Here is an 18,157-nt window from a genome sequence, read left to right on the forward strand (position 1 = left end):
GGACTTTGTGTTGTGCATCCTTGTACCTGTATGTTATTTGCTTACCGCTAAAATCCGTATAACGTAAAGTATGTCGTGTGTAGTGATTTGTGCGCGCTGTGCTAACTGTGTGGCAGAATAGCTAACAAGCGCACTGACCAGCAGTGCGCTTGTTTATTGCAATATTACGCGTTGATTACTTTTACCATGGCTTTGGCCAGTGTATCTACGTTTGCCAGGCTGATACCTGCAACGTTCACGCGGCTTGAGTCCACAAAGTAAACGCTGTGCTCGCTACGCATCTTTTGAACTTGTTCCGGAGTAATGCACAGGAAGGAGAACATGCCTTTTTGGTCGTTTACGAAGCTGAAATCTTTCTGTGCACCGTACTCGGCTAATTTGCTTACCAACAGGCCACGCAGTGTACGCATGCGATCGCGCATTTCGTCTACCTCGTTTACCCATTCCTGTTTCAGCGCGTCGTTAGACAAAATAATATCAACTAACGCACCGCCGTAGCTGGGCGGCATTGAGTAAATACCACGCGCAACGCTCTGAATTTGACCCTGAGCAATTTTACGGGTGTTACTGTCGGCGCAAACAATGGCCGCTAAACCAACACGCTCACGGTACAAACCAAAGTTTTTGCTGCAAGATGCGGCAATAATCACCTCAGGCAGGTTCTCACACAGCAAACGTACGCCATAAACGTCGTCTTCCAGGCTGTCACCGAAACCCTGATAAGCAATATCTACGAAAGGCAGGAACTCACGCTCTTTGGCAACGTTGAGTACTTCTTGCCATTGAGCTTTGGTCAGGTCTGCACCCGTTGGGTTGTGGCAGCAACCGTGTAGCAGTACTACATCGCCTTTTTTCACCTTACGCAAACAATCCATCATAGCGTCGAAGCGCACAGACGCAGTTGCTTTGTCGAAGTAGGGGTAGGTTTCAATAGTTAAACCGGCATTGCCAATCAGTGGAATGTGGTTTGCCCAGGTAGGATCGCTTACCCATACAGTTGTATCGGCATTAACGCGGGTAAGTAATTCGGCCAGAATACGCAGTGAACCACAGCCACCAGGCGCCTGAACTGCGGCAACGCGGTCGGCTAAAAGAACCGGGCTTTGTGCTCCCAGAATCAGTTGCAGCATACCGTCGATAAACCCTTGCACACCCTGCGGAGTGATATAGGTTTTTGAAGTCTCACGCTCAAGCAACACTTTTTGTGCTTTTACTACCGCCGACAGAATAGGGGTATTGCCCTGTTCGTCTTTATAAACACCTACGCCTAAATCAATCTTTGCAGGGTTGTTGTCTTGCTTAAAGGCAGCAGATAAACCAAGTATAGGATCAGGGGGTAGCAGGGGTAACACTTCAAACACGGTATGTCCTCACGATTTCATTAGTCAATGTTAACGACGGCTGAAAACGGGCCAGTCGATAACCAAAAGTCCGCAGCGTTCAGAATGTTCGTCACGTTGCATTATTGTTGTGCAAAACGGGAGTCATTGCACAGGTTGCGCATTATGCCACTATCACTATCAAATACGAATAGAAAATCATCCTAAAATTAGCCAATTTTCCAACTAAAATGTTGCATTTGCCCCACTGTACCATCGCTTGTGTAGGTACATTCATACCAACATGCCTGCTGATGCTGGTTAACAAGGAGTATAGTAGAGCTGCGGGTGCCATATTTTGGTGTATGAATGAAGATAGGCGACAGCGCCATTTCCCATTCCGGCGACACGCCCGTGCTGGGTAATTCATCCATGGGGGCCTGTTGATTATTGCGCAACAACGCAAACAGGTGATCAATGTTCAGCGAGTCGGCGCTGCTAATATATTCCTGCAAGGCTTGCGTGCCATTGCGCACCTTAGGCCAGGGGGTATTAAGCGATGCATTCGACAAGCTATGTACGCCCGGAGATAGCCATTCATGCGCTGATGATTCACTGTTAAATGCAAGCAGGTTCCGGTAATGCCCAAACAGCATATTAAAGCCATTGTACTGATTTGCTGTGGCTTCAAGTGTACGAAGATACATTGCCGATAGTGGCGGACTGGCTAAATATTTAACCACAAGATGACCGCGACTAAGTTTATCATCGGATTGAGTGGCGGGGTTTCTGATGTTGGTTAGTGCGGCAATGTGTCCGTTACGCGTAATGCCCATCCATGTCCCGCCAGCCATTAAATCCTTGCCAGCGAGCAATCCTGGGGGCTCAGTCCAGAAAGCCGATGGCGCTGTTGGCCTTGCATAAAATTCGTCGCGATTAGCAGCAATGATTAATGGATATTCAGGGTGCTGTTGAACCGCAGCAAAAATAATACACATGCTATTACTCAGTAAAAGAAGTCTGAACCAGTCGATGAGGCGTTAGTGTAACCAATTGATGTGTTGATCTATAGCGACTGGCGCTGAATGCAGCCAATTATGCTACGATTGGGTTGATATAATCATAACTATAAAGGTTTTTTATGCACGATAAGCAGTCTTTTGCGTGTTATTCATTGCCTGAATTGGTGCCTCACAGAGCGCCTGGTTGGTTTAGTCGCCTATGCCGGTGGTGGCTGGATAAGCGCGGGTGGGTTATCGATGGCCAAATGGCAAACGAACCTAAAATGGTAATTGCCGTTGCACCGCATACGTCAAACTGGGATTTTATACTTGGCGTTGCAGTGATGTTTGCAATCCGTATTCGATTATCTTTCTTCGGTAAACACACTATTTTTACGCCGCCGTTGGGCTACTTCATGCGCAAGATTGGCGGTATCCCGGTTGAGCGCAGCCAGGCGCATGGCGTGGTGCAAAGTATTGCAAAGCAAATAAATAATGCCGATAAACTGGTACTCGCACTGGCACCTGAGGGAACCAGAAAAGCGGTGTTTCCATGGAAAAGCGGCTTTCTTTACATAGCACAAACCGCTAGAATCCCGATTCAGTGTGTAGGATTGGACTACCGGCGTAAAGCGCTGGTGTTTGGTCCGGTTCTTACCGTATCCGACGACTTAGCATCATCAATGAACGAGATTTATGCTTTTTACCGCACCATTGATGCCAAGTATCCACAGCAAACAGTAACGGAGCCCAACGCGTGACAAAACTGGGAGTAACCACCCGTCAGATCCATGCTGATCGACTTTTGAATCAGCCAACAGATGGCGCAGTGCATAGCAGTACCACTAATTCAGTGCTTTTCGAATTTAAACGAGCACAAGATTTGGTTGATGTATTTCAGGGCAAAAAAGTAGGGCACGTTTATTCGCGTTCATCGTCTGGTTCGGTGGTGGCACTACAGAATATGATCGCCGATTTAGAAGGCGGACTCACTAGTGTGTGTTTTGCTACTGGTATGGCGGCTATTACCAGCACGTTTTTGTCGTTATTCAAAGCAGGCGATCACATCATTGTTAGCCAGTATTTGTTCGGCAATACCCGCAGCTTCATGGATACCATGCAGGATCTCGGTATCCAGCTTACCTTCGTGGATGTGACGTCCATTCAGGATGTGATTAACGCAAAGCAGCCTAATACTCGAGCAGTATTTGCTGAAACGATAGCTAATCCGGTTACACAAGTATCGGATGCCCGGGCAATTGGGCAATGGTGTGAAGAGAATAAGCTGCTCTTTATGGTGGATAACACCATGACTCCTCCGCCAAGTTTTGATGCTAAAGCCATGAAAGTGTCACTCATTCTGTGTTCACTTACCAAATATATTGCAGGTCATGGCCATGTATTGGGTGGTGCGGTAGTTGATACAGGATTATACGACTGGACCCAATTCCCTAATATCATCCCTAAATATCAGGTAGCTGATAAAGCCATGTGGGGGATTACCCAAATCAAGAAAAAAGGGTTGCGCGATATAGGTGCCACGCTAGCGCCTCAGTCTGCTCACCTTATTTCGGTTGGCATGGAAACATTATCGCTTCGCACCGCGCGCAGTAACGATAACGCGTTAAAACTGGCTACGTATCTGGAAGCTCACCCTAAAGTGCAAACCGTGTATTACCCCGGGCTGGCAAATCATCCACAACATTTTATTGCCCGTGAACAACTGGCTAATTACGGTTCGATTCTCAGTTTTGATTTGGTGCCAGGCATTGAGCCTTGTGCTTTCTTAGACAAGCTGGCATTGGTTATCTCTGCTACGCATCTTGGTGACACACGTACACTGGCGTTGCCGGTTGCGCCTACTATTTTCTTCGAAAATGGCCAGCGTGAGCGCGCTAAAATGGGGATTACGGAAACCATGATCCGCTTGTCTGTTGGTATTGAAGATACCGACGATTTAGTGGCCGATTTTGAGCAGGCGTTAAATAGCTTCACGCTCTAACGTAAGCCAGAGTCAGCATTTCATAGCAATAAAAAAGCCTCGTGTACCTGGTACCTCGGGGCTTTTTTGTGCGTTGATATATCTGCCGTGTAAAATTCATTCGGTTAAATAGAATGATAGGTGTGATTTTTAGCCATGGATGTCCGTTACTGTTGTTGATTAAATAACTACATCAACTGACAGGAGTGCAGACATGAAAACAATTTTAGTAGTAAACAGCAGTTTAAACGGTGAAGCGGGCAATTCTTCAAAATTAGTCGCCAACTATATTGCAAAACTTGATGACCAGCAGGTAAAGCTGGACGTACTGAATCTGAATGAGGTTCAGCTACCTCATTTAACGCAAAAAGAAATGGCTGCGTGGATGACCGCCCCGGAAGCGCGCACCAGTGAGCAAGCAGAATTAGCCGGTATTTCAGACGCACTGCTTTCGCGTTTAATTGAAGCCGATGAAGTAGTGATTGGCCTGCCAATGTATAACCTGGGTGTGCCGTCTACGTTTAAAGCCTGGATTGATCGTCTGGCGCGTGCAGGCAAATCATTTAAATACACCGAAACCGGCCCGGTTGGCCTGATTGCCGATAAGCCTGTAACAGTATTGGCTGCGCGCGGAGGTATTTATGCAGGGACTGAATACGACTCACAAACCCCTTATATTCGCCACGTATTTGGCCTCATGGGGATCCGCAGTGTGAATTTTGTGTATGCCGAAGGTCTGAATATGGGTGAAGAGGCTGCTCAAAAAGCATTTTCTTCAGCAAATGAAAAAATTATTGAACTTTTGTCTAACTAATTAGACCAACTATATGCAGTTAGCAAAAATGGCGCAGAATAAATAGCTGTTCTATTGATGCTAAAGTGTGTTCCAAGTTGAGTGTGCTTTAGCCCCGTTGTGTACGGGGCTTTTTTTTGCCTGTTGAACGCCGAGGATGTGCAACAGGCAGGCTGGTATTACATGGCTAGCGCTTTGGCGACATCGTCGCGAAGGGCTTTATCGGAAGGTTTAACAGAGCTCTTATAGTGCTTAACAATGTTACCGTTTTTGTCTACCAGGTATTTGTTGAAATTCCAGCTGGGTGCCTCACCGGTGGCTTTGGCAAGCATGCGGAATAATGGATCGGCTTCGTCGCCTTTCACATGAGTTGGCTCAAACATAGGGAATTTAACACCGTATGTCAGTTCACATAATTCAGCCGTTTTACCTTCGTCTTTGGCTTCCTGATTGAAGTCGTGAGAAGGGAAGCCCAATACCACAAAATCCTGCTCTTTTAATTCTGCGTACATGGCTTCCAAACCTTCAAATTGAGGTGTGTAGCCACAGTAACTGGCAGTATTCACGATCAGGAGTGTTTTGCCCTGAAACTCGTTGCACAGGTTTACCGTTTCCTGAGAGTTCAGCTTGCGTTTCATAAATTTCAGCACATCCGGGCAAGTGTTTGCCTGGCTGGTAAAGGCCATTGCGCTAAGAATAAAGGCGCCCATAAGTTTTTTCATCGTGTCGTCCTGTTAGTGTGATGTGTTGAGAAATACAGTAAAAACCACTGCCTTGGATCACTCTGTATCCAAATAATGCCGGTGACAGTGCGCAACGGCGGATTACTGAGTACACCGTTCATACGGCAAAGCGTTTAAGTTTAAAGATAAATATTCACAAGCGATGGTTTATCGTGGCTATAATGACCGGGTTGTAGCAAATAAGTAAACAAGAATATGCCAAATCACCTGACCAGAAATATTATTGCCGGCAGTATCAGCCTGCTTTTGTTCGCATGCGCGAACACCACTGAATCGCAAGCCCCGGTGGCAACCGATTCAACCATTGCTTCACCAGTGCCGGCCGCAGTTGTTCGTACTGAGGCCGTTAACCCTGGTGCCACTGGCGAGATCACGCTTAATCGAATAATGTCAGATCCCGATTGGCTGGGACGGGAGCCTACCGCTCCTGCCTGGTCGTTGGATGGCGATATTGTGTACGCCCGCAAGCGCGAGGGCAGTGAGGTTAATGATTATTACCTGATTAAAGCGGATAAAACCGGCAACGGTTCGAAAATTGAGTTGTCGGCTCAGCACGCATACCGTTACGATGAAAAAGCCGCCAGTAACGATGGTAAATATACGGCCTGGCGTTTTGAAGACAGTGTTTTTGTAAAACTGGCTGACGGCGCGGTAGTACAGTTAACCCGGGGTGGCCAGTCGCTGCGCAATTTAACGTTTATGACCGATAACCGCCTGATGGCGACAACCGGTGATAGCGTGGTTGCTTTTGATTTAACAACCGGTCAGCAGGCGATGCTGATGAGTTGGAAATTTGAAGATGCCCCTGTTGCCAATAAACCGCCAAAAGACTATATAGCGGCTGAACAGCAAACACTGATTCAATATATTCAGGTTCAGCGCAAAAACCGGGATGACGCCTTTGCTCACGATGCAGCAATGCGTGCTGCAAGCCCGGCTGTTGCACCAGCGCCATTCTATTTTCCGTCGGGCGATCGGTTAGTGGCTGCAACCTTATCTCCCGATGGCAAACACGCCATTGTCGTCACCACCAAGCAAGGCAGCTATCGGGATAAAACCGACATTATGCCGCACTACATTCAGGAAGATGGACGTATAGCGGCTATTGATGTGCGTCAGCGTGTAGCAGATGCTCAGCCCGTTGAGGAAACCGTTTGGTTGCTCGATATTCAGGCGCATACTCAGCATAAGTTGTCGTATATGAATTTGCCAGGGTACAACGACGACGTGCTTGCATCAGTTAAAGCGGAAAACGCTGCCGCGCGGGGTGAAACTTACACAGTAAACCGCCTGCCGCGCGCCATTGGTCTGTTGGATAGCTGGTATTGGCGTGAGCCGTCAATACGCTGGCATCAGGACGGCACAGCGGTAGCGCTAATGCTGGAAGCCTGGGACAACAAAGACCGCTGGATTGTAACGGTGGATTTCGCCAGTAAGCAGTTTAATACCGAACATCGTTTGCACGATGATGCCTGGGTAAATTATCGCTTTAATCAGTTTGGTTGGTTACACAACACCCACACCCTGTTTTATCAGTCGGAGCATACCGGTTATAGCCACTTGTATGTGCAAAAGCCTGGCGAAAAGCCGCGTGCCCTCACATCTGGTGAGTACATTGTGGATGAAGTAACACTGAGCAGCAACGATCAGTACATGTACTTTCAGGCCAACAAAAAGCACCCTGGAATTTATGAGATCTACCGGGTAAATGTGGCTACGGGTGAACACGAAGCGCTTACTGATCTGAACGGCGTAACCGAATATGTGCTGAGCCCAGGTGAAGACGCGTTGTTGCTGACCCATTCAAAAGTAACCCAGCCACCCGAATTATTTATACAGCGCTTGGGGAATGGCTCTGAACCTGTTCAACTAACCCACACGGTGAGTGAAGCATTTAAAGCCTTGCCATGGACGGCACCGCAGGTGGTAGCCATTCCTTCCAGCCATACCAGCAAACCTATTTATGCCCGCGTTTATTTGCCAGAAGGGTATCAGCAAGGTGATGCTAAGCGCGCAGTGGTATTTAACCATGGTGCTGGCTACCTGCAGAATGCGCATTTGGGGTGGTCGGGGTATTTCCGTGAATTCATGTTCCACAGCATGTTAGTGCAAAAAGGGTACGTGGTACTGGATATGGATTACCGTGCGTCTGCTGGTTATGGGCGCGACTGGCGCACAGCTATTTACCGTCAAATGGGAACGCCGGAAGTGGAAGATTTACGTGATGGGGTAAATTGGCTGGTGAACAACGCGAACGTTGATCGCAACCGTATTGGTACCTATGGCGGTTCTTATGGCGGTTTCTTAACGTTTATGTCGATGTTTACTGCGCCGGATCTGTTTCAGGCTGGTGCGGCACTGCGTCCGGTGTCAGACTGGGCTCACTACAATACGGCCTATACATCGAATATTCTGAATACGCCGGATGTTGACCCTATTGCTTACCGCAAAAGCTCTCCCATTTACTTTGCTGAAGGGTTAGAGAAAACACTGCTGATCAATGCACCAATGGTAGACAACAACGTGTTCTTTGTAGACGTTGTTCGCCTGGTACAGCGTATGATTGAGCTGGAAAAAACGGATTTCGAAACGGCTATTTACCCAGTGGAGCCTCATGGCTTTATTCAGCCAAGTTCCTGGTTGGACGAATACCGCCGTATTTTCAAATTATTTGAAGAAAACCTGTAATAAAACAGTTTATCTGAAAACACGATGAAGCCGGTCAGGCATACTGCCCGGCTTTTTTTATGGGCAACTAAGCTGCCTGCCGGGGTTTGATAACCGAATACAACACCGACATCACCCACATCAGTAAAAACAGTGCAAAACCACTTGCCGCACCGTAAAGATGGGCGTCGATAGCGACCGACGCACCAATTAATTCTGCTACATCCTTACTGCTGCCTTGCCATTGTTCCCAGCTTACTTTTGCCATTATGCCGAGTAGCAGCAGGGCACCTGAATACACTTTATTGCGAATATCCATACAGGCTCCCCACACAAATAAACCATGTAAAGCCCCCGACAACCCGACATACCAAATCAATGAAGGTGACAGAAAATAGATCCCCAAACTGGTACCCAGCCCACACCATAAAAACAACTTAATGAACAGTAATGGCTTGTAGTGTTCGCCATGCAATGCCCATAAAAAAAACAGGCCCGCGCCGTTCAACAACAGATGATAGCCGTTGGTATGTACCAGATTGCCCGACAATAAACGCCAGGTTTCCAGACTTTCCAGTGCATAGCGGTCGTAGGCCAGCAGCTCTGTGGTAGATGAACCCATGAAAAACAACAGGATCACAGTAACAAGCAATATTGCCGGACCAAGGCTAAACTGTGGTTTAAGTGGTAGCGCAACTATCATTGGAATCAATTTTTGAATCGGTAAGTGGGGCGCTATGATAACGAAAAACTAATCTGGTACCAAATAACCTTCGGTAAGTGTGTTAACCCTCGCACGCTATAGCTAATCCGATGCACAACATCAGATCGCCGCTAAGCACAATATAAAATGGAGTCCACAATGTCAGACATTCAAATTACACGTAATAACGCTGTTACGGAAATCGTGATCAACCGACCTGAAAAGAAAAATGCGTTAACCCGCGATATGTATCAGGCAATGGGCGATGCCCTGGTTGAAGCCCACAACAGCGACACCTGCAAAGTGGTGGTAATTCGGGCCAATGGCGACATTTTTTGTGCTGGTAATGAGATCTCCGGATTTGCCAATCACGGCAATGATCCGCATCTGGCAGAAACCGTTGGTTTCATGAAAGCGTTAACCAACTGCAAAAAGCCGGTAATCGCCGAAGTTTCGGGATTAGCGGTTGGCATTGGCACAACCATGCTGTTACATTGTGATCTGGTATATTGTGCAACGGGCACTCGATTTGTATTGCCTTTCATTAACTTAGGATTAGTACCCGAGTATGCATCCAGCTATATCATTCCTCGCATGGCAGGACGCCGTCGCGCCAGTGAATGGTTAATGCTGGGCGAACCCTTTAGTGCACAGGATGCCAGCGATTTTGGCTTAGTAACAAAAATTGTAGATCCCGAAGCCTTGCGGGACACCGTTAGCGACGTTGCCAACAAACTAGCGGCCAAACCAAAATTTGCATTATTACAAACCAAAGCATTATTAAATAACGAGGCAGAAGACATCCAGCAGCACATGGACTACGAACTGGATATTTTCATTGAAGCAATGGGCACTGACGCTGCGCAGGAAGCGTTTGATGCATTTCTGCATAAGCGACCAATTAACCCGGAAAAATTCAAATAGAGGAAGATTCATTTTGAGTCGTAGTCGCACAGGTAGTTTTATTCTGGCAGGGTGTTTGGCCCTGTCTGCCAGTTTTCCATCTTTTTCTCAGCAGGCTCCGCGTGAAGCGGGCGAACCTGAAGCCGCTACGGGATACATCGAAAAGCAAGCGCTCGCCAGTAAAGAGTACATGGTTGTGGCAGCTAACCCTTATGCGTCCTGGGCAGGCAAAAACATCATAGAAAATGGCGGCAATGCCATAGACGCGGCCGTTGCCATTCAGGCCATGCTCACCTTAGTTGAACCGCAGTCTTCAGGTGTGGGTGGCGGTGCATTCATGCTGTATTGGGACAACAAAACCAAAACATTGCATACGTTCGATGGCCGTGAAATGGCGCCGGCCGGTGTAAATGCCTATTGGTTTATGGAACACGGTCAGCCCATGAAATGGATTGATGCGGTAGTTGGCGGAAAATCTGTAGGCGTACCTGGTGTAATGAAAGCGCTGGAAACCGCCCACCAGCAATACGGCAAGCTTGAGTGGAAATCACTTTTTACTGATGCCATTACTACGTCAGAAGAAGGCTTTAAGGTATCCAAGCGTCTTGAACAACTGGTTTCCATGGCTGAGCAATACCACAAAGGCATGAAATCTTTCCCGTCCACTGCCACTTATTTTTACCCCGCAGGATTACCGCTGAAAGCCGGTACCGTGAAGAAAAATCCACAGTTGGGTAAAACGCTGCGTAACATCGCCGAGCAGGGTACAGATTACATGTACAAAGGCGAACTGGCGGCCAAGATTGCCAAAGCAGTGCAAACGGCCAATATTAACCCCGGCGTACTGAATGAAGAGGATTTGGCCAATTACAAAGTGATTGAACGCCAGGCGGTATGTGGTGAATACCGCACCAAGCAGGTATGTGGAATGGCACCGCCTAGTTCAGGCGGCATCAATGTGTTCCAAATCCTTAAACTACTGGAGCGCTTTAACTTAACCGACTACGCCATAGACAGCCCTGAATTTGCTAACCTGTACACTCAGGCCAGTGCGTTAGCGTTTGCAGATCGCGAGAAGTTTATTGCAGACAGTGATTTTACTAACCTGCCATACGCAGCCTTAATTAATGAAGGTTACCTGGAACGTCGTGGTGAGTTTATTGCACCAGACAAACCATGGCGATTTGCCCGCGCAGGGGAACCATTTAGTACCCAGGTAATTGCAGGCAGTACGTTGGAGCAACCCAATACCAGTCATTTTGTGATTGTAGATAAAGCCGGTAATGCCGTTTCTATGACCACTAGTGTAGAGTTTATGTTTGGATCTGGCCTGATGGTAGAAGGCTTTTTGTTGAACAATCAGTTAACTGACTTCTCGTTTTCACCGTCTGAAAACCGCTTCCCGGTGCCAAATCGGGTTGAACCCCATAAGCGCCCTAGAAGCGCGATGAGCCCCACCATGGTATTCGACAAAGACGGCAATCTTGAATTGCTGGTAGGCTCACCGGGCGGCAGTCGCATTGTTAGCTACGTGGCACAAACCCTCATTGGCGTAATCGATTATGGACTGGACATTCAACAGGCCATTAACCTGCCGAAAATCACCAATCGCAACGATTATACTGCGCTGGAAAAGGGCACGCCCATTGAAGCATTACAAGCGCCATTAGAAGCCTTGGGTCACAACGTAAAAATTGTTGATCTGAACAGTGGCCTGCATGGGATCCAGGTTGTGCCAAACGGTTACCTCGGTGGAGCCGATCCAAGACGGGAAGGCGTAGCCGTAGGCAGGTAAATAAACCGTTGAGTGATCTTGTATGTTAGTAAAAGCCACCTCCGGGTGGCTTTTTGCTGTGTGCATGAATATTAGCCGTATTGAAGTAAAGCAACAAATCGCTCTATGATGAACCTATTCTGTAACCACTCAGATTTTAGCTTTTGTTTTCACCAGGGCTAGGATTTTCAGGTGCATCACTCACTGGGCAAGGTATGGCCAATTCGCTTTTTGATCATTTTGTTGTAATCAATCCGCAAAAAAGTGCGGTTACCGAACCGTGTGACGCCGGTCTATACAACAGACTGGAGCGGAATTTTAATGGTTTTACAGGTCACGAACTGGTTTCTGCTTATATCTTTACAGAGAACTGGCAATCGTGGGAGCGTCACCCTAATGGCGATGAAATTATTGTGCTGCTTAGCGGAGAAATAGACATTGTGTTGCGTCATCACGATGCCGAACAACAAGTAACACTGAATAAACCGGGCACATTTACCATCATTCCGCGCAATACCTGGCATACAGCTAGAGTAAACACCCGTTGCGAAGTTTTGTTTATTACGCCAGGCGAAGGAACCGAACACTCCGTAATGCAGAAACCTTAGTTTGCTTCAGTGTTGACGTGGAGTAGAACTTGAAACCACGTATCAGCTAACGGTGAGTTCAAGTTATTAATGCAGGCATAATGCTTCTGATTTTGTTATTTAAAAGTCAGGACCTAAAAAGGAAGTTAAATGACATGCTGAGGCTATTGGGAATAACAGTTTTCTCTTTCACATTATTCTTCCCGAGCTATTGGGTTTTGCATTATTTTTTTGGGCCAGATCTAGGCGCGCCTATAGCCTTCGGCTTTTCCTTGGTGTTATATCCCTATTTCATTGCTAAGGTGTGGCACTTTTATCCACCAATCGATGTGGTAGCCATTGATAAAGACGATGTTTTCAATCAGCAATGTATTGCCCGTGCACGTAGCGAATTACATCGACTGGAGTCGGGTCTTAGTGAGGGCAAAAAAGACGCTTTTGTAAAGTTTGCTATTAAGTCAAATGACGGTTCAGATCACGTATGGGGTATTGCTCATAGCATGGTAGATGGTTCAGTTATTGTGACGTTGGTAAGTGAACCTGTTTACACACCTAATCCCACTGAACATGTGGATATTCGGGAGAAAATTCCTGTTTATGACATCCAGGATTGGATGCTTATTGATAAACAGGGTAATTGTGAAGGCGGCTATACACATCTTGCCATGGTGAATGCCTATAAAAAACAGCATGGAAAAGTGCCCAAAAAATATCTTAAACATCTCCGGAACTTCGTTGACCTTCAGGAATCGGAATGTAGGTGACAAGTGGAATTTACCCAAACCATAGCTGTAGGCGTTAGCGCCCGCGAACGTATTTGGTTTTTAATGTTCTGATAAGTGGGTACAGTTTAAACAAGGAATGTAGTTATGAAACAAGCCATTTTACTCTCTGCATTACTCTCTGTACCTGTTTTGGCTCACCAGTTGCCAGTGTCTTCAGGTATAGAAGCCACGTCCAATCAGTCCCCGAATTCAGATAATAAGTGCACCACTTTTGATTAAATGATGAGGAGAGAGTAACCGCCTGCTGGTGGTACTCTGATATCGCATCGAACACGGACTTAAAAACGATATGATCTTTACAAAACGATTTATTAGCTTTGCTCTTTTATTTTTTTCATTTTCATCTGCGGCGAACAGTAAGTTTTTCCTTGAATCCGGCGTTGGTGTCGAGTACGGCGGTATTGGTGTGCAAGCTCATTTACCAACTCCTGCCAATAATCTGGATCTTTATCTCGCTACGGGCTTATTTTACGCGTCAAATAAAGATAGTGAAAAATTCGGACTGGGAGTCGGCGGTAATTATTTTTTTGAGAAACATCATGCATTGTCTTCTTATATTGGAACTCTGCATATTGATTCTAATTTAAATGATTATTTTGAAGTGGAACATGATGTAAAACGCGGCGTGTCTATTGGTTACAAATATTATTTTAATGGCGCAAAAAAAAGCGGATTCACCGCTGGGTTTAGCTATAACATCTATAACGGTGGAAGTTATCCTTTTATAAGTCTGGCTTATCGGTTTTATTAACTAATTAGCCATTTTCTGCCCGACGTCCAGGCGTCATCACGAGAAGAACCTTATGAAGCTCATTCCTTATGATCAATTTTATGTTGATTCCGCGCAATCAGTGACTGACGTTATGTATCGCATACAGTCTGTTACCGGTGAAAGCACCTTTTTTCGCAATCATTCTGCTTGTGAATTTACGGGTTATATAAACGGCAATGAGTTTCAAATAACTAAAAGTATTGATTATCAAAACGCGTTTTTACCTGTAATTGAAGGGCAGGTGCAGCAACATAACGATGGCGTTAGAGTTGCCATCACTATGCGATTAAGGATGTTTGCAATAGGGTTTATGAGTGTCTGGATTTTGGGGCTGGGGATCGGTTGTATAGCGATGCTGTTTAATTTGGATAATTTTTCGTGGCCCATGATTATGCCTTTCATTATGCTTGTTTTTGGTGTGGCGATGATGTCCGGAGGCTTTTGGTTTGAGGCATCCAAACAAAAAGCAAGACTGGTCGAATTGCTGAATCAAGACACCCAAACCGCACCTGCGAAGCTCGGGTTGTAACTTATCCCTACAGCGACAGACCTGGCTATAAACGCAGAAATTTCAATAAGTTCATTAACGAATGAATTGAAAGTGGTTATACCGACTAACCCTAAAGCATTATCTGAAGTAAAGGGACGCAACAGTGTCAGACGACAATAAATACCTGATCATTTACGATGGCGTTTGTAATTTCTGTAATGGCGCAGTGTCTTTCATTATCAAACGGGATAAATCCGAGCGATTCATTTTTTCCCCCATGCAATCAGATTACGCCCAGGCCATTATTCGGCGTCACTGTGTTGAAACCGTAGGTGTAGATACCTTTATGCTGGTTAAGCAAGGGCGAGTGTATTTGTGGTCTGACGCGGCACTCGAGATCACTAAGGACTTAAGTGGAGGATGGTTTGTATTTCGTTTATTTACCGTTATTCCCAGTGGTGTAAGGGATGTGTTTTATAAGCTATTTGCCCGAAACCGCATCAGGCTGTTTGGCGGCACCTCTCAATGCCAAATCCCTAGTAAACGCATTCTGTCGAGATTTCGCGGATTGTAAGTAAATCGGGTATTGTTAGCATTACCTGACACACGTTCTGAGGTTGTAAAGGAAAAAAGGATTGTATGAAGTCGTCCTACATTACATTAATCGTATTGTTTAGTTCTTACATTGTAGCCAGTGCAGCAGATACCTATTATCTCTTTCATTATGGTACGCCTGATATTACCTGGGCCGCGCATACGCTATTTTTAGGCATTGGCTTGTTTGTATGGTGTAAACAGCATGCCGACGAGCACGACAAAACTCACCTGCAGTTTTATCCGCTGCTTGCTGCCTTTGTTGCCGTTATTGGTGTGCCGGTTTACGCCTACAAATTTTATGGAGCCAAACAAGGTTCCTTGCTAATAGGCAAAGCACTGCTATTTGTGGTGGTAAGTTCTGTTGCTGGGTACATCACTGCGTTAATCGTTGAGCAGTTTTTTATATAACTGCTTATAGTCTGTTCCCACATTAGGCGCTGGTGTTAAAGTAGATCAGACTCGATCAACCTAAACACGGAGTGTCACATGAATTCAAATGAAGAATACTGGGGGATGCCCCTGAACACCTATTGCATGGCAATACATTTAAGCCAACTGGCCAGTATTGTTATTCCCGGTCTGGGTTTTGTGCTGCCGGTTATCTTGTGGATTGCCAACAAAGACAAGCACGACGCTATCGATATGCACGGTAAGGTCACCATAAACTGGTTGATTAGCCTGTTTATTTACTCGGTGATTTGCGGCATTTTGGTGGTGATCTTTATTGGGATCATTGGCTTGGGGATTCTGGCATTGCTTAATCTGATTTTCGCCATTGTAGCCGCCATAAAAGCAAACAATGGGCAGGTTTGGGTTTATCCCTTTAGTATCCGGTTTCTGAAGTAACAAAAATGAGTTGTTTGGCTACAAAATGGACGTTAGCTCAGAGGGAAAAATGACGCTAAATAACAACGTAGATCTATCGCTTCTCAAAGGGATGACCTTTACATTTACACACTTGCAGCAGGTTATTGTGCTGAAAGTCAGCGCGCTTACAGGCAAAGAAGCGGTTTACATCAACAACAAACTGGTGAGCCAGGCGCGCAACATAAAAACACATACTGTGCATGAATGTGACCACGAGGGGATTGCTTATCGAATTGAGTTGCATGTTGATAGTCTGCTTAAAGGCAACATTACCTGTTCGCTCACTGCCGATGAGCAACCAGTAACAACCTATGAGCTGAGTTACGACAAGCGCAAGGGTAAACGCTTATTGAACTGCCTTTGCTGGTGCTGGTTGGTGCCGGTTTGGGCGTAGGGATGTCATATGGTGTTGTTACGCACTGGATGGCATGGATGTGTATTGGCGTAACCATGGTGTGGGCGGCTAAAAAATCACGCAAGCAATGGGTGTGTCGTGAGCGATGCTTTACAGCTGTTCTACAGGCCTGAACACCGCTGTTTTGATTGAATTTTATTGATCCACATCAGCTACAACGCTAACCAGTACTTTGGGAGGATAGAGTACCGATTGGTGCAGGCGTAACCTGATTTCAGTTTCACTTTATTAAGGAAATATCATGAAATTAGGTAAATTTGGATTAGTGAGTGCACTTGCTTGCGCAGCCTCTATCGCCCATGCCGGACAGGCAGAATCGCAAGACGTAAAAATGATTAACCTGGCTCATCAAAGTGGTTGTGTAACATGCCACGCTATTTCAGGTGCCGGTAAAGGTCCCAATGGTCTTAAGCCAATTGGTCCTGCCTGGCAGGATGTGGCCAAAAAATACGGTAACGATCCTGATGCCAAAGCTGCATTAGTTACTACCGTACTAAATGGCTCCAGCCCTTATCAGAGTCATTGGAAGGGCGAGGTTTCAGGCGTTGCTATGCCGCCCAACTCTGTTGTGTTATCAAAAGAGCAGGCCAATGAATTAGTCGGCTGGATATTACATTTGGCAGATTAATACATGTTGCACCGCAGCTGGGCCAGTTGAACAGTTCAGACTGCGGTGCTATAACACCGTATGCTAATTGGTATACGGAAAGCACATGGAAGGCTACATTCTGCGCAAGCAGCGCATCAACGCCCTTAGCGGCGAGCACAAAACCCACTTTCTTAACGACAATGCGAAACGCGTTAACCTCTCTCTTGGCGATTTACCGGCCTCGGAATGTGGCTGGAGCATATCAACTATAAACCGACTCATAATAGCAACCAACTAACAGGACGTTCGCTTGAAATACTTAATTGCATTACTTCTTTCTGTGTATTCGCTGTGTTCATTTGCCGCGGATGTGTTAGCGCCTGAGGCGTTTACTGCGCGTTACGTAAAGGCGTTAGAGGAAACCTATCCAGGCATTAGTGTGACCATTTCAGAACCCTTGGCGATTGCAATTAAATATCCAAATGGTGCACAGATGACCAGCTATTTGGATAACGCTTATATCGATTACAAGCAAAGCCCTGAGGATATCGACAATGTTATTGCAACCTATGCTGCTAGTTTGGAAGAGACCCGCAATCTGGACAGTGCAGAATTTACGCTTGCTGAAGTGATGCCGGTAATTAAAGACCTGTCTTATATCCAGCAGGTAGGTGATATGTTGAAAGATGCCGACCCAGATAACGGCCTGGTTTACGAAGCACTAAACGAAGAATTGTTTGTGGTATATGTGTTTGATACTCCCACCTCGGTTAGGTTTATGACCCAGGACGACCTCAAGGATTTGGGTGTTCAACAAACCAGCCTGCGTGAAACTGCGCTAAATAATTTGCAAAGGGTATTGCAACATGTGCAACTGCAAGGCGATCCTGCCACCTTGTGTATGCTGGTGGCTGATGGCATGTACGAAGCATCCATGCTGTTGTTTCATAGCATATGGAACAAGCAACAGTTCCCGGTTAAAGGTGAAATTGTGGTGTTTATACCGGCAAGGGATGTGGTGCTGGTAACGGGCAGTGAGGACACAACCAGTCTTGCCACTATTCAGGAGATCCTGTTTGATAAACAAGGGTTCGCACACCCAATTTCCAGTAATGGGTTTATGCTAAAAGACGATAAATGGGTTCATTTTTAACCCAGGTAAGCAAATCAC

22 protein-coding genes are annotated in these 18,157 nt (G+C 46.2%); 18 read left to right on the forward strand and 4 right to left on the reverse strand.

Going from position 1 to position 18,157, the window contains the following annotated elements; all coding sequences use genetic code 11:
- Window positions 1-164: 164 nt before the first annotated feature.
- Both FJ444_RS06675 and FJ444_RS06680 read right to left on the reverse strand, forming a co-directional pair.
- On the reverse strand, window positions 165-1,361 hold the full coding sequence (locus FJ444_RS06675; protein WP_140957155.1) for an amino acid aminotransferase: 1,197 nt from the start codon (window positions 1,359-1,361) through the stop codon (window positions 165-167).
- Window positions 1,362-1,549: 188 nt separating this feature from the next.
- Window positions 1,550-2,317 carry an NRDE family protein gene (locus FJ444_RS06680; protein WP_140957156.1) on the reverse strand — a complete coding sequence of 256 codons (768 nt, stop codon included), beginning with the start codon at window positions 2,315-2,317 and terminating at the stop codon, window positions 1,550-1,552.
- A gap of 143 nt (window positions 2,318-2,460) precedes the next feature.
- On the opposite strand from FJ444_RS06680, the gene FJ444_RS06685 reads away from it, so the two are divergent.
- The 3 genes from FJ444_RS06685 (at window position 2,461) to FJ444_RS06695 (ending at window position 5,115) form a co-directional block, all read left to right on the forward strand.
- A complete protein-coding gene (locus FJ444_RS06685; protein WP_140957158.1) occupies window positions 2,461-3,081 on the forward strand; it encodes a lysophospholipid acyltransferase family protein in 621 nt (206 codons plus the stop codon).
- Window positions 3,078-4,322 carry a cystathionine gamma-synthase family protein gene (locus tag FJ444_RS06690; RefSeq protein ID WP_140957159.1) on the forward strand — a complete coding sequence of 415 codons (1,245 nt, stop codon included), beginning with the start codon at window positions 3,078-3,080 and terminating at the stop codon, window positions 4,320-4,322. Before FJ444_RS06685 ends, FJ444_RS06690 begins: the two co-directional genes overlap by 4 nt.
- Before the next feature lie 193 nt (window positions 4,323-4,515).
- Window positions 4,516-5,115, forward strand: a complete 600-nt coding sequence (locus tag FJ444_RS06695; protein ID WP_140957161.1) for an FMN-dependent NADH-azoreductase — start codon at window positions 4,516-4,518, stop codon at window positions 5,113-5,115.
- A gap of 158 nt (window positions 5,116-5,273) precedes the next feature.
- Here the strand turns inward: FJ444_RS06695 and FJ444_RS06700 are convergent, their stop codons facing one another.
- A complete protein-coding gene (locus FJ444_RS06700; protein ID WP_140957163.1) occupies window positions 5,274-5,816 on the reverse strand; it encodes a glutathione peroxidase in 543 nt (180 codons plus the stop codon).
- A 216-nt stretch (window positions 5,817-6,032) separates the two neighbouring features.
- Between FJ444_RS06700 and FJ444_RS06705 the strand changes: the two genes are divergently transcribed.
- A complete protein-coding gene (locus FJ444_RS06705) occupies window positions 6,033-8,525 on the forward strand; it encodes a prolyl oligopeptidase family serine peptidase (protein WP_140957164.1) in 2,493 nt (830 codons plus the stop codon).
- A gap of 67 nt (window positions 8,526-8,592) precedes the next feature.
- Here FJ444_RS06705 and rrtA read toward each other — a convergent pair whose 3' ends face one another.
- Window positions 8,593-9,207: a rhombosortase gene (gene rrtA, locus FJ444_RS06710; protein WP_370298015.1), complete on the reverse strand. Its 615-nt coding sequence runs from the start codon at window positions 9,205-9,207 to the stop codon at window positions 8,593-8,595.
- Between the two features lie 159 nt (window positions 9,208-9,366).
- Between rrtA and FJ444_RS06715 the strand changes: the two genes are divergently transcribed.
- The 14 genes from FJ444_RS06715 to FJ444_RS06770 all read left to right on the forward strand — a co-directional run bounded on the left by FJ444_RS06715 (window position 9,367) and on the right by FJ444_RS06770 (window position 18,139).
- Complete coding sequence (locus FJ444_RS06715) at window positions 9,367-10,131, forward strand: enoyl-CoA hydratase (RefSeq protein WP_140957166.1); 765 nt, start codon at window positions 9,367-9,369, stop codon at window positions 10,129-10,131.
- Complete coding sequence (gene ggt, locus FJ444_RS06720) at window positions 10,085-11,905, forward strand: gamma-glutamyltransferase (protein WP_140957168.1); 1,821 nt, start codon at window positions 10,085-10,087, stop codon at window positions 11,903-11,905. Before FJ444_RS06715 ends, ggt begins: the two co-directional genes overlap by 47 nt.
- Before the next feature lie 194 nt (window positions 11,906-12,099).
- Window positions 12,100-12,492 carry a cupin domain-containing protein gene (locus FJ444_RS06725; protein WP_140957170.1) on the forward strand — a complete coding sequence of 131 codons (393 nt, stop codon included), beginning with the start codon at window positions 12,100-12,102 and terminating at the stop codon, window positions 12,490-12,492.
- Window positions 12,493-12,572: 80 nt separating this feature from the next.
- A complete protein-coding gene (locus FJ444_RS06730; RefSeq protein ID WP_140957172.1) occupies window positions 12,573-13,235 on the forward strand; it encodes a DUF2314 domain-containing protein in 663 nt (220 codons plus the stop codon).
- Window positions 13,236-13,340: 105 nt separating this feature from the next.
- A complete protein-coding gene (locus FJ444_RS21615) occupies window positions 13,341-13,475 on the forward strand; it encodes a hypothetical protein (protein ID WP_255439062.1) in 135 nt (44 codons plus the stop codon).
- Between the two features lie 70 nt (window positions 13,476-13,545).
- Entirely contained in the window at window positions 13,546-14,007 is a 462-nt protein-coding gene (locus FJ444_RS06735) for a hypothetical protein (protein ID WP_140957174.1), read from the forward strand.
- A 52-nt stretch (window positions 14,008-14,059) separates the two neighbouring features.
- Window positions 14,060-14,557, forward strand: a complete 498-nt coding sequence (locus FJ444_RS06740) for a hypothetical protein (protein WP_255439063.1) — start codon at window positions 14,060-14,062, stop codon at window positions 14,555-14,557.
- Window positions 14,558-14,681: 124 nt separating this feature from the next.
- A complete protein-coding gene (locus FJ444_RS06745) occupies window positions 14,682-15,092 on the forward strand; it encodes a thiol-disulfide oxidoreductase DCC family protein (RefSeq protein ID WP_140957176.1) in 411 nt (136 codons plus the stop codon).
- A 65-nt stretch (window positions 15,093-15,157) separates the two neighbouring features.
- Complete coding sequence (locus FJ444_RS06750) at window positions 15,158-15,523, forward strand: hypothetical protein (RefSeq protein ID WP_140957178.1); 366 nt, start codon at window positions 15,158-15,160, stop codon at window positions 15,521-15,523.
- Window positions 15,524-15,601: 78 nt separating this feature from the next.
- Window positions 15,602-15,961: a DUF4870 domain-containing protein gene (locus FJ444_RS06755; RefSeq protein ID WP_140957180.1), complete on the forward strand. Its 360-nt coding sequence runs from the start codon at window positions 15,602-15,604 to the stop codon at window positions 15,959-15,961.
- Between the two features lie 49 nt (window positions 15,962-16,010).
- Window positions 16,011-16,376, forward strand: coding sequence for a hypothetical protein (locus FJ444_RS06760; RefSeq protein WP_140957182.1), 366 nt, complete (start codon window positions 16,011-16,013; stop codon window positions 16,374-16,376).
- Between the two features lie 262 nt (window positions 16,377-16,638).
- Window positions 16,639-17,025: a c-type cytochrome gene (locus FJ444_RS06765; RefSeq protein WP_140957184.1), complete on the forward strand. Its 387-nt coding sequence runs from the start codon at window positions 16,639-16,641 to the stop codon at window positions 17,023-17,025.
- Between the two features lie 85 nt (window positions 17,026-17,110).
- The gene (locus tag FJ444_RS21345) at window positions 17,111-17,284 is read left to right on the forward strand and encodes a hypothetical protein (protein ID WP_181405090.1); all 174 of its coding nucleotides are present in this window, start codon (window positions 17,111-17,113) and stop codon (window positions 17,282-17,284) included.
- 12 nt (window positions 17,285-17,296) lie between these two features.
- Window positions 17,297-18,139, forward strand: coding sequence for a DUF1444 family protein (locus FJ444_RS06770; protein WP_140957186.1), 843 nt, complete (start codon window positions 17,297-17,299; stop codon window positions 18,137-18,139).
- The last annotated feature ends 18 nt before the right edge of the window (window positions 18,140-18,157 follow it).

Origin of the sequence: Aestuariibacter sp. GS-14 (genome assembly GCF_006494365.1) — a bacterium.
Lineage (GTDB): Bacteria > Pseudomonadota > Gammaproteobacteria > Enterobacterales > Alteromonadaceae > Alteromonas > Alteromonas mangrovi.

What these genes read in the sequence shown, in the direction of transcription:
- FJ444_RS06680 (WP_140957156.1), bottom strand. Translation starts at nt 2,317, where the DNA reads ATGTGTATTATTTTTGCTGCGGTTCAACAGCACCCTGAATATCCATTA.
- FJ444_RS06685 (WP_140957158.1), top strand. Translation starts at nt 2,461, where the DNA reads ATGCACGATAAGCAGTCTTTTGCGTGTTATTCATTGCCTGAATTGGTG.
- FJ444_RS06695 (WP_140957161.1), top strand. Translation starts at nt 4,516, where the DNA reads ATGAAAACAATTTTAGTAGTAAACAGCAGTTTAAACGGTGAAGCGGGC.
- FJ444_RS06700 (WP_140957163.1), bottom strand. Translation starts at nt 5,816, where the DNA reads ATGAAAAAACTTATGGGCGCCTTTATTCTTAGCGCAATGGCCTTTACC.
- FJ444_RS06705 (WP_140957164.1), top strand. Translation starts at nt 6,033, where the DNA reads ATGCCAAATCACCTGACCAGAAATATTATTGCCGGCAGTATCAGCCTG.
- rrtA (WP_370298015.1), bottom strand. Translation starts at nt 9,207, where the DNA reads ATGATAGTTGCGCTACCACTTAAACCACAGTTTAGCCTTGGTCCGGCA.
- FJ444_RS06715 (WP_140957166.1), top strand. Translation starts at nt 9,367, where the DNA reads ATGTCAGACATTCAAATTACACGTAATAACGCTGTTACGGAAATCGTG.
- ggt (WP_140957168.1), top strand. Translation starts at nt 10,085, where the DNA reads ATGCATTTCTGCATAAGCGACCAATTAACCCGGAAAAATTCAAATAGA.
- FJ444_RS06725 (WP_140957170.1), top strand. Translation starts at nt 12,100, where the DNA reads ATGGCCAATTCGCTTTTTGATCATTTTGTTGTAATCAATCCGCAAAAA.
- FJ444_RS06730 (WP_140957172.1), top strand. Translation starts at nt 12,573, where the DNA reads ATGCTTCTGATTTTGTTATTTAAAAGTCAGGACCTAAAAAGGAAGTTA.
- FJ444_RS21615 (WP_255439062.1), top strand. Translation starts at nt 13,341, where the DNA reads ATGAAACAAGCCATTTTACTCTCTGCATTACTCTCTGTACCTGTTTTG.
- FJ444_RS06735 (WP_140957174.1), top strand. Translation starts at nt 13,546, where the DNA reads ATGATCTTTACAAAACGATTTATTAGCTTTGCTCTTTTATTTTTTTCA.
- FJ444_RS06740 (WP_255439063.1), top strand. Translation starts at nt 14,060, where the DNA reads ATGAAGCTCATTCCTTATGATCAATTTTATGTTGATTCCGCGCAATCA.
- FJ444_RS06750 (WP_140957178.1), top strand. Translation starts at nt 15,158, where the DNA reads ATGAAGTCGTCCTACATTACATTAATCGTATTGTTTAGTTCTTACATT.
- FJ444_RS06755 (WP_140957180.1), top strand. Translation starts at nt 15,602, where the DNA reads ATGAATTCAAATGAAGAATACTGGGGGATGCCCCTGAACACCTATTGC.
- FJ444_RS06760 (WP_140957182.1), top strand. Translation starts at nt 16,011, where the DNA reads ATGACGCTAAATAACAACGTAGATCTATCGCTTCTCAAAGGGATGACC.
- FJ444_RS06765 (WP_140957184.1), top strand. Translation starts at nt 16,639, where the DNA reads ATGAAATTAGGTAAATTTGGATTAGTGAGTGCACTTGCTTGCGCAGCC.
- FJ444_RS21345 (WP_181405090.1), top strand. Translation starts at nt 17,111, where the DNA reads ATGGAAGGCTACATTCTGCGCAAGCAGCGCATCAACGCCCTTAGCGGC.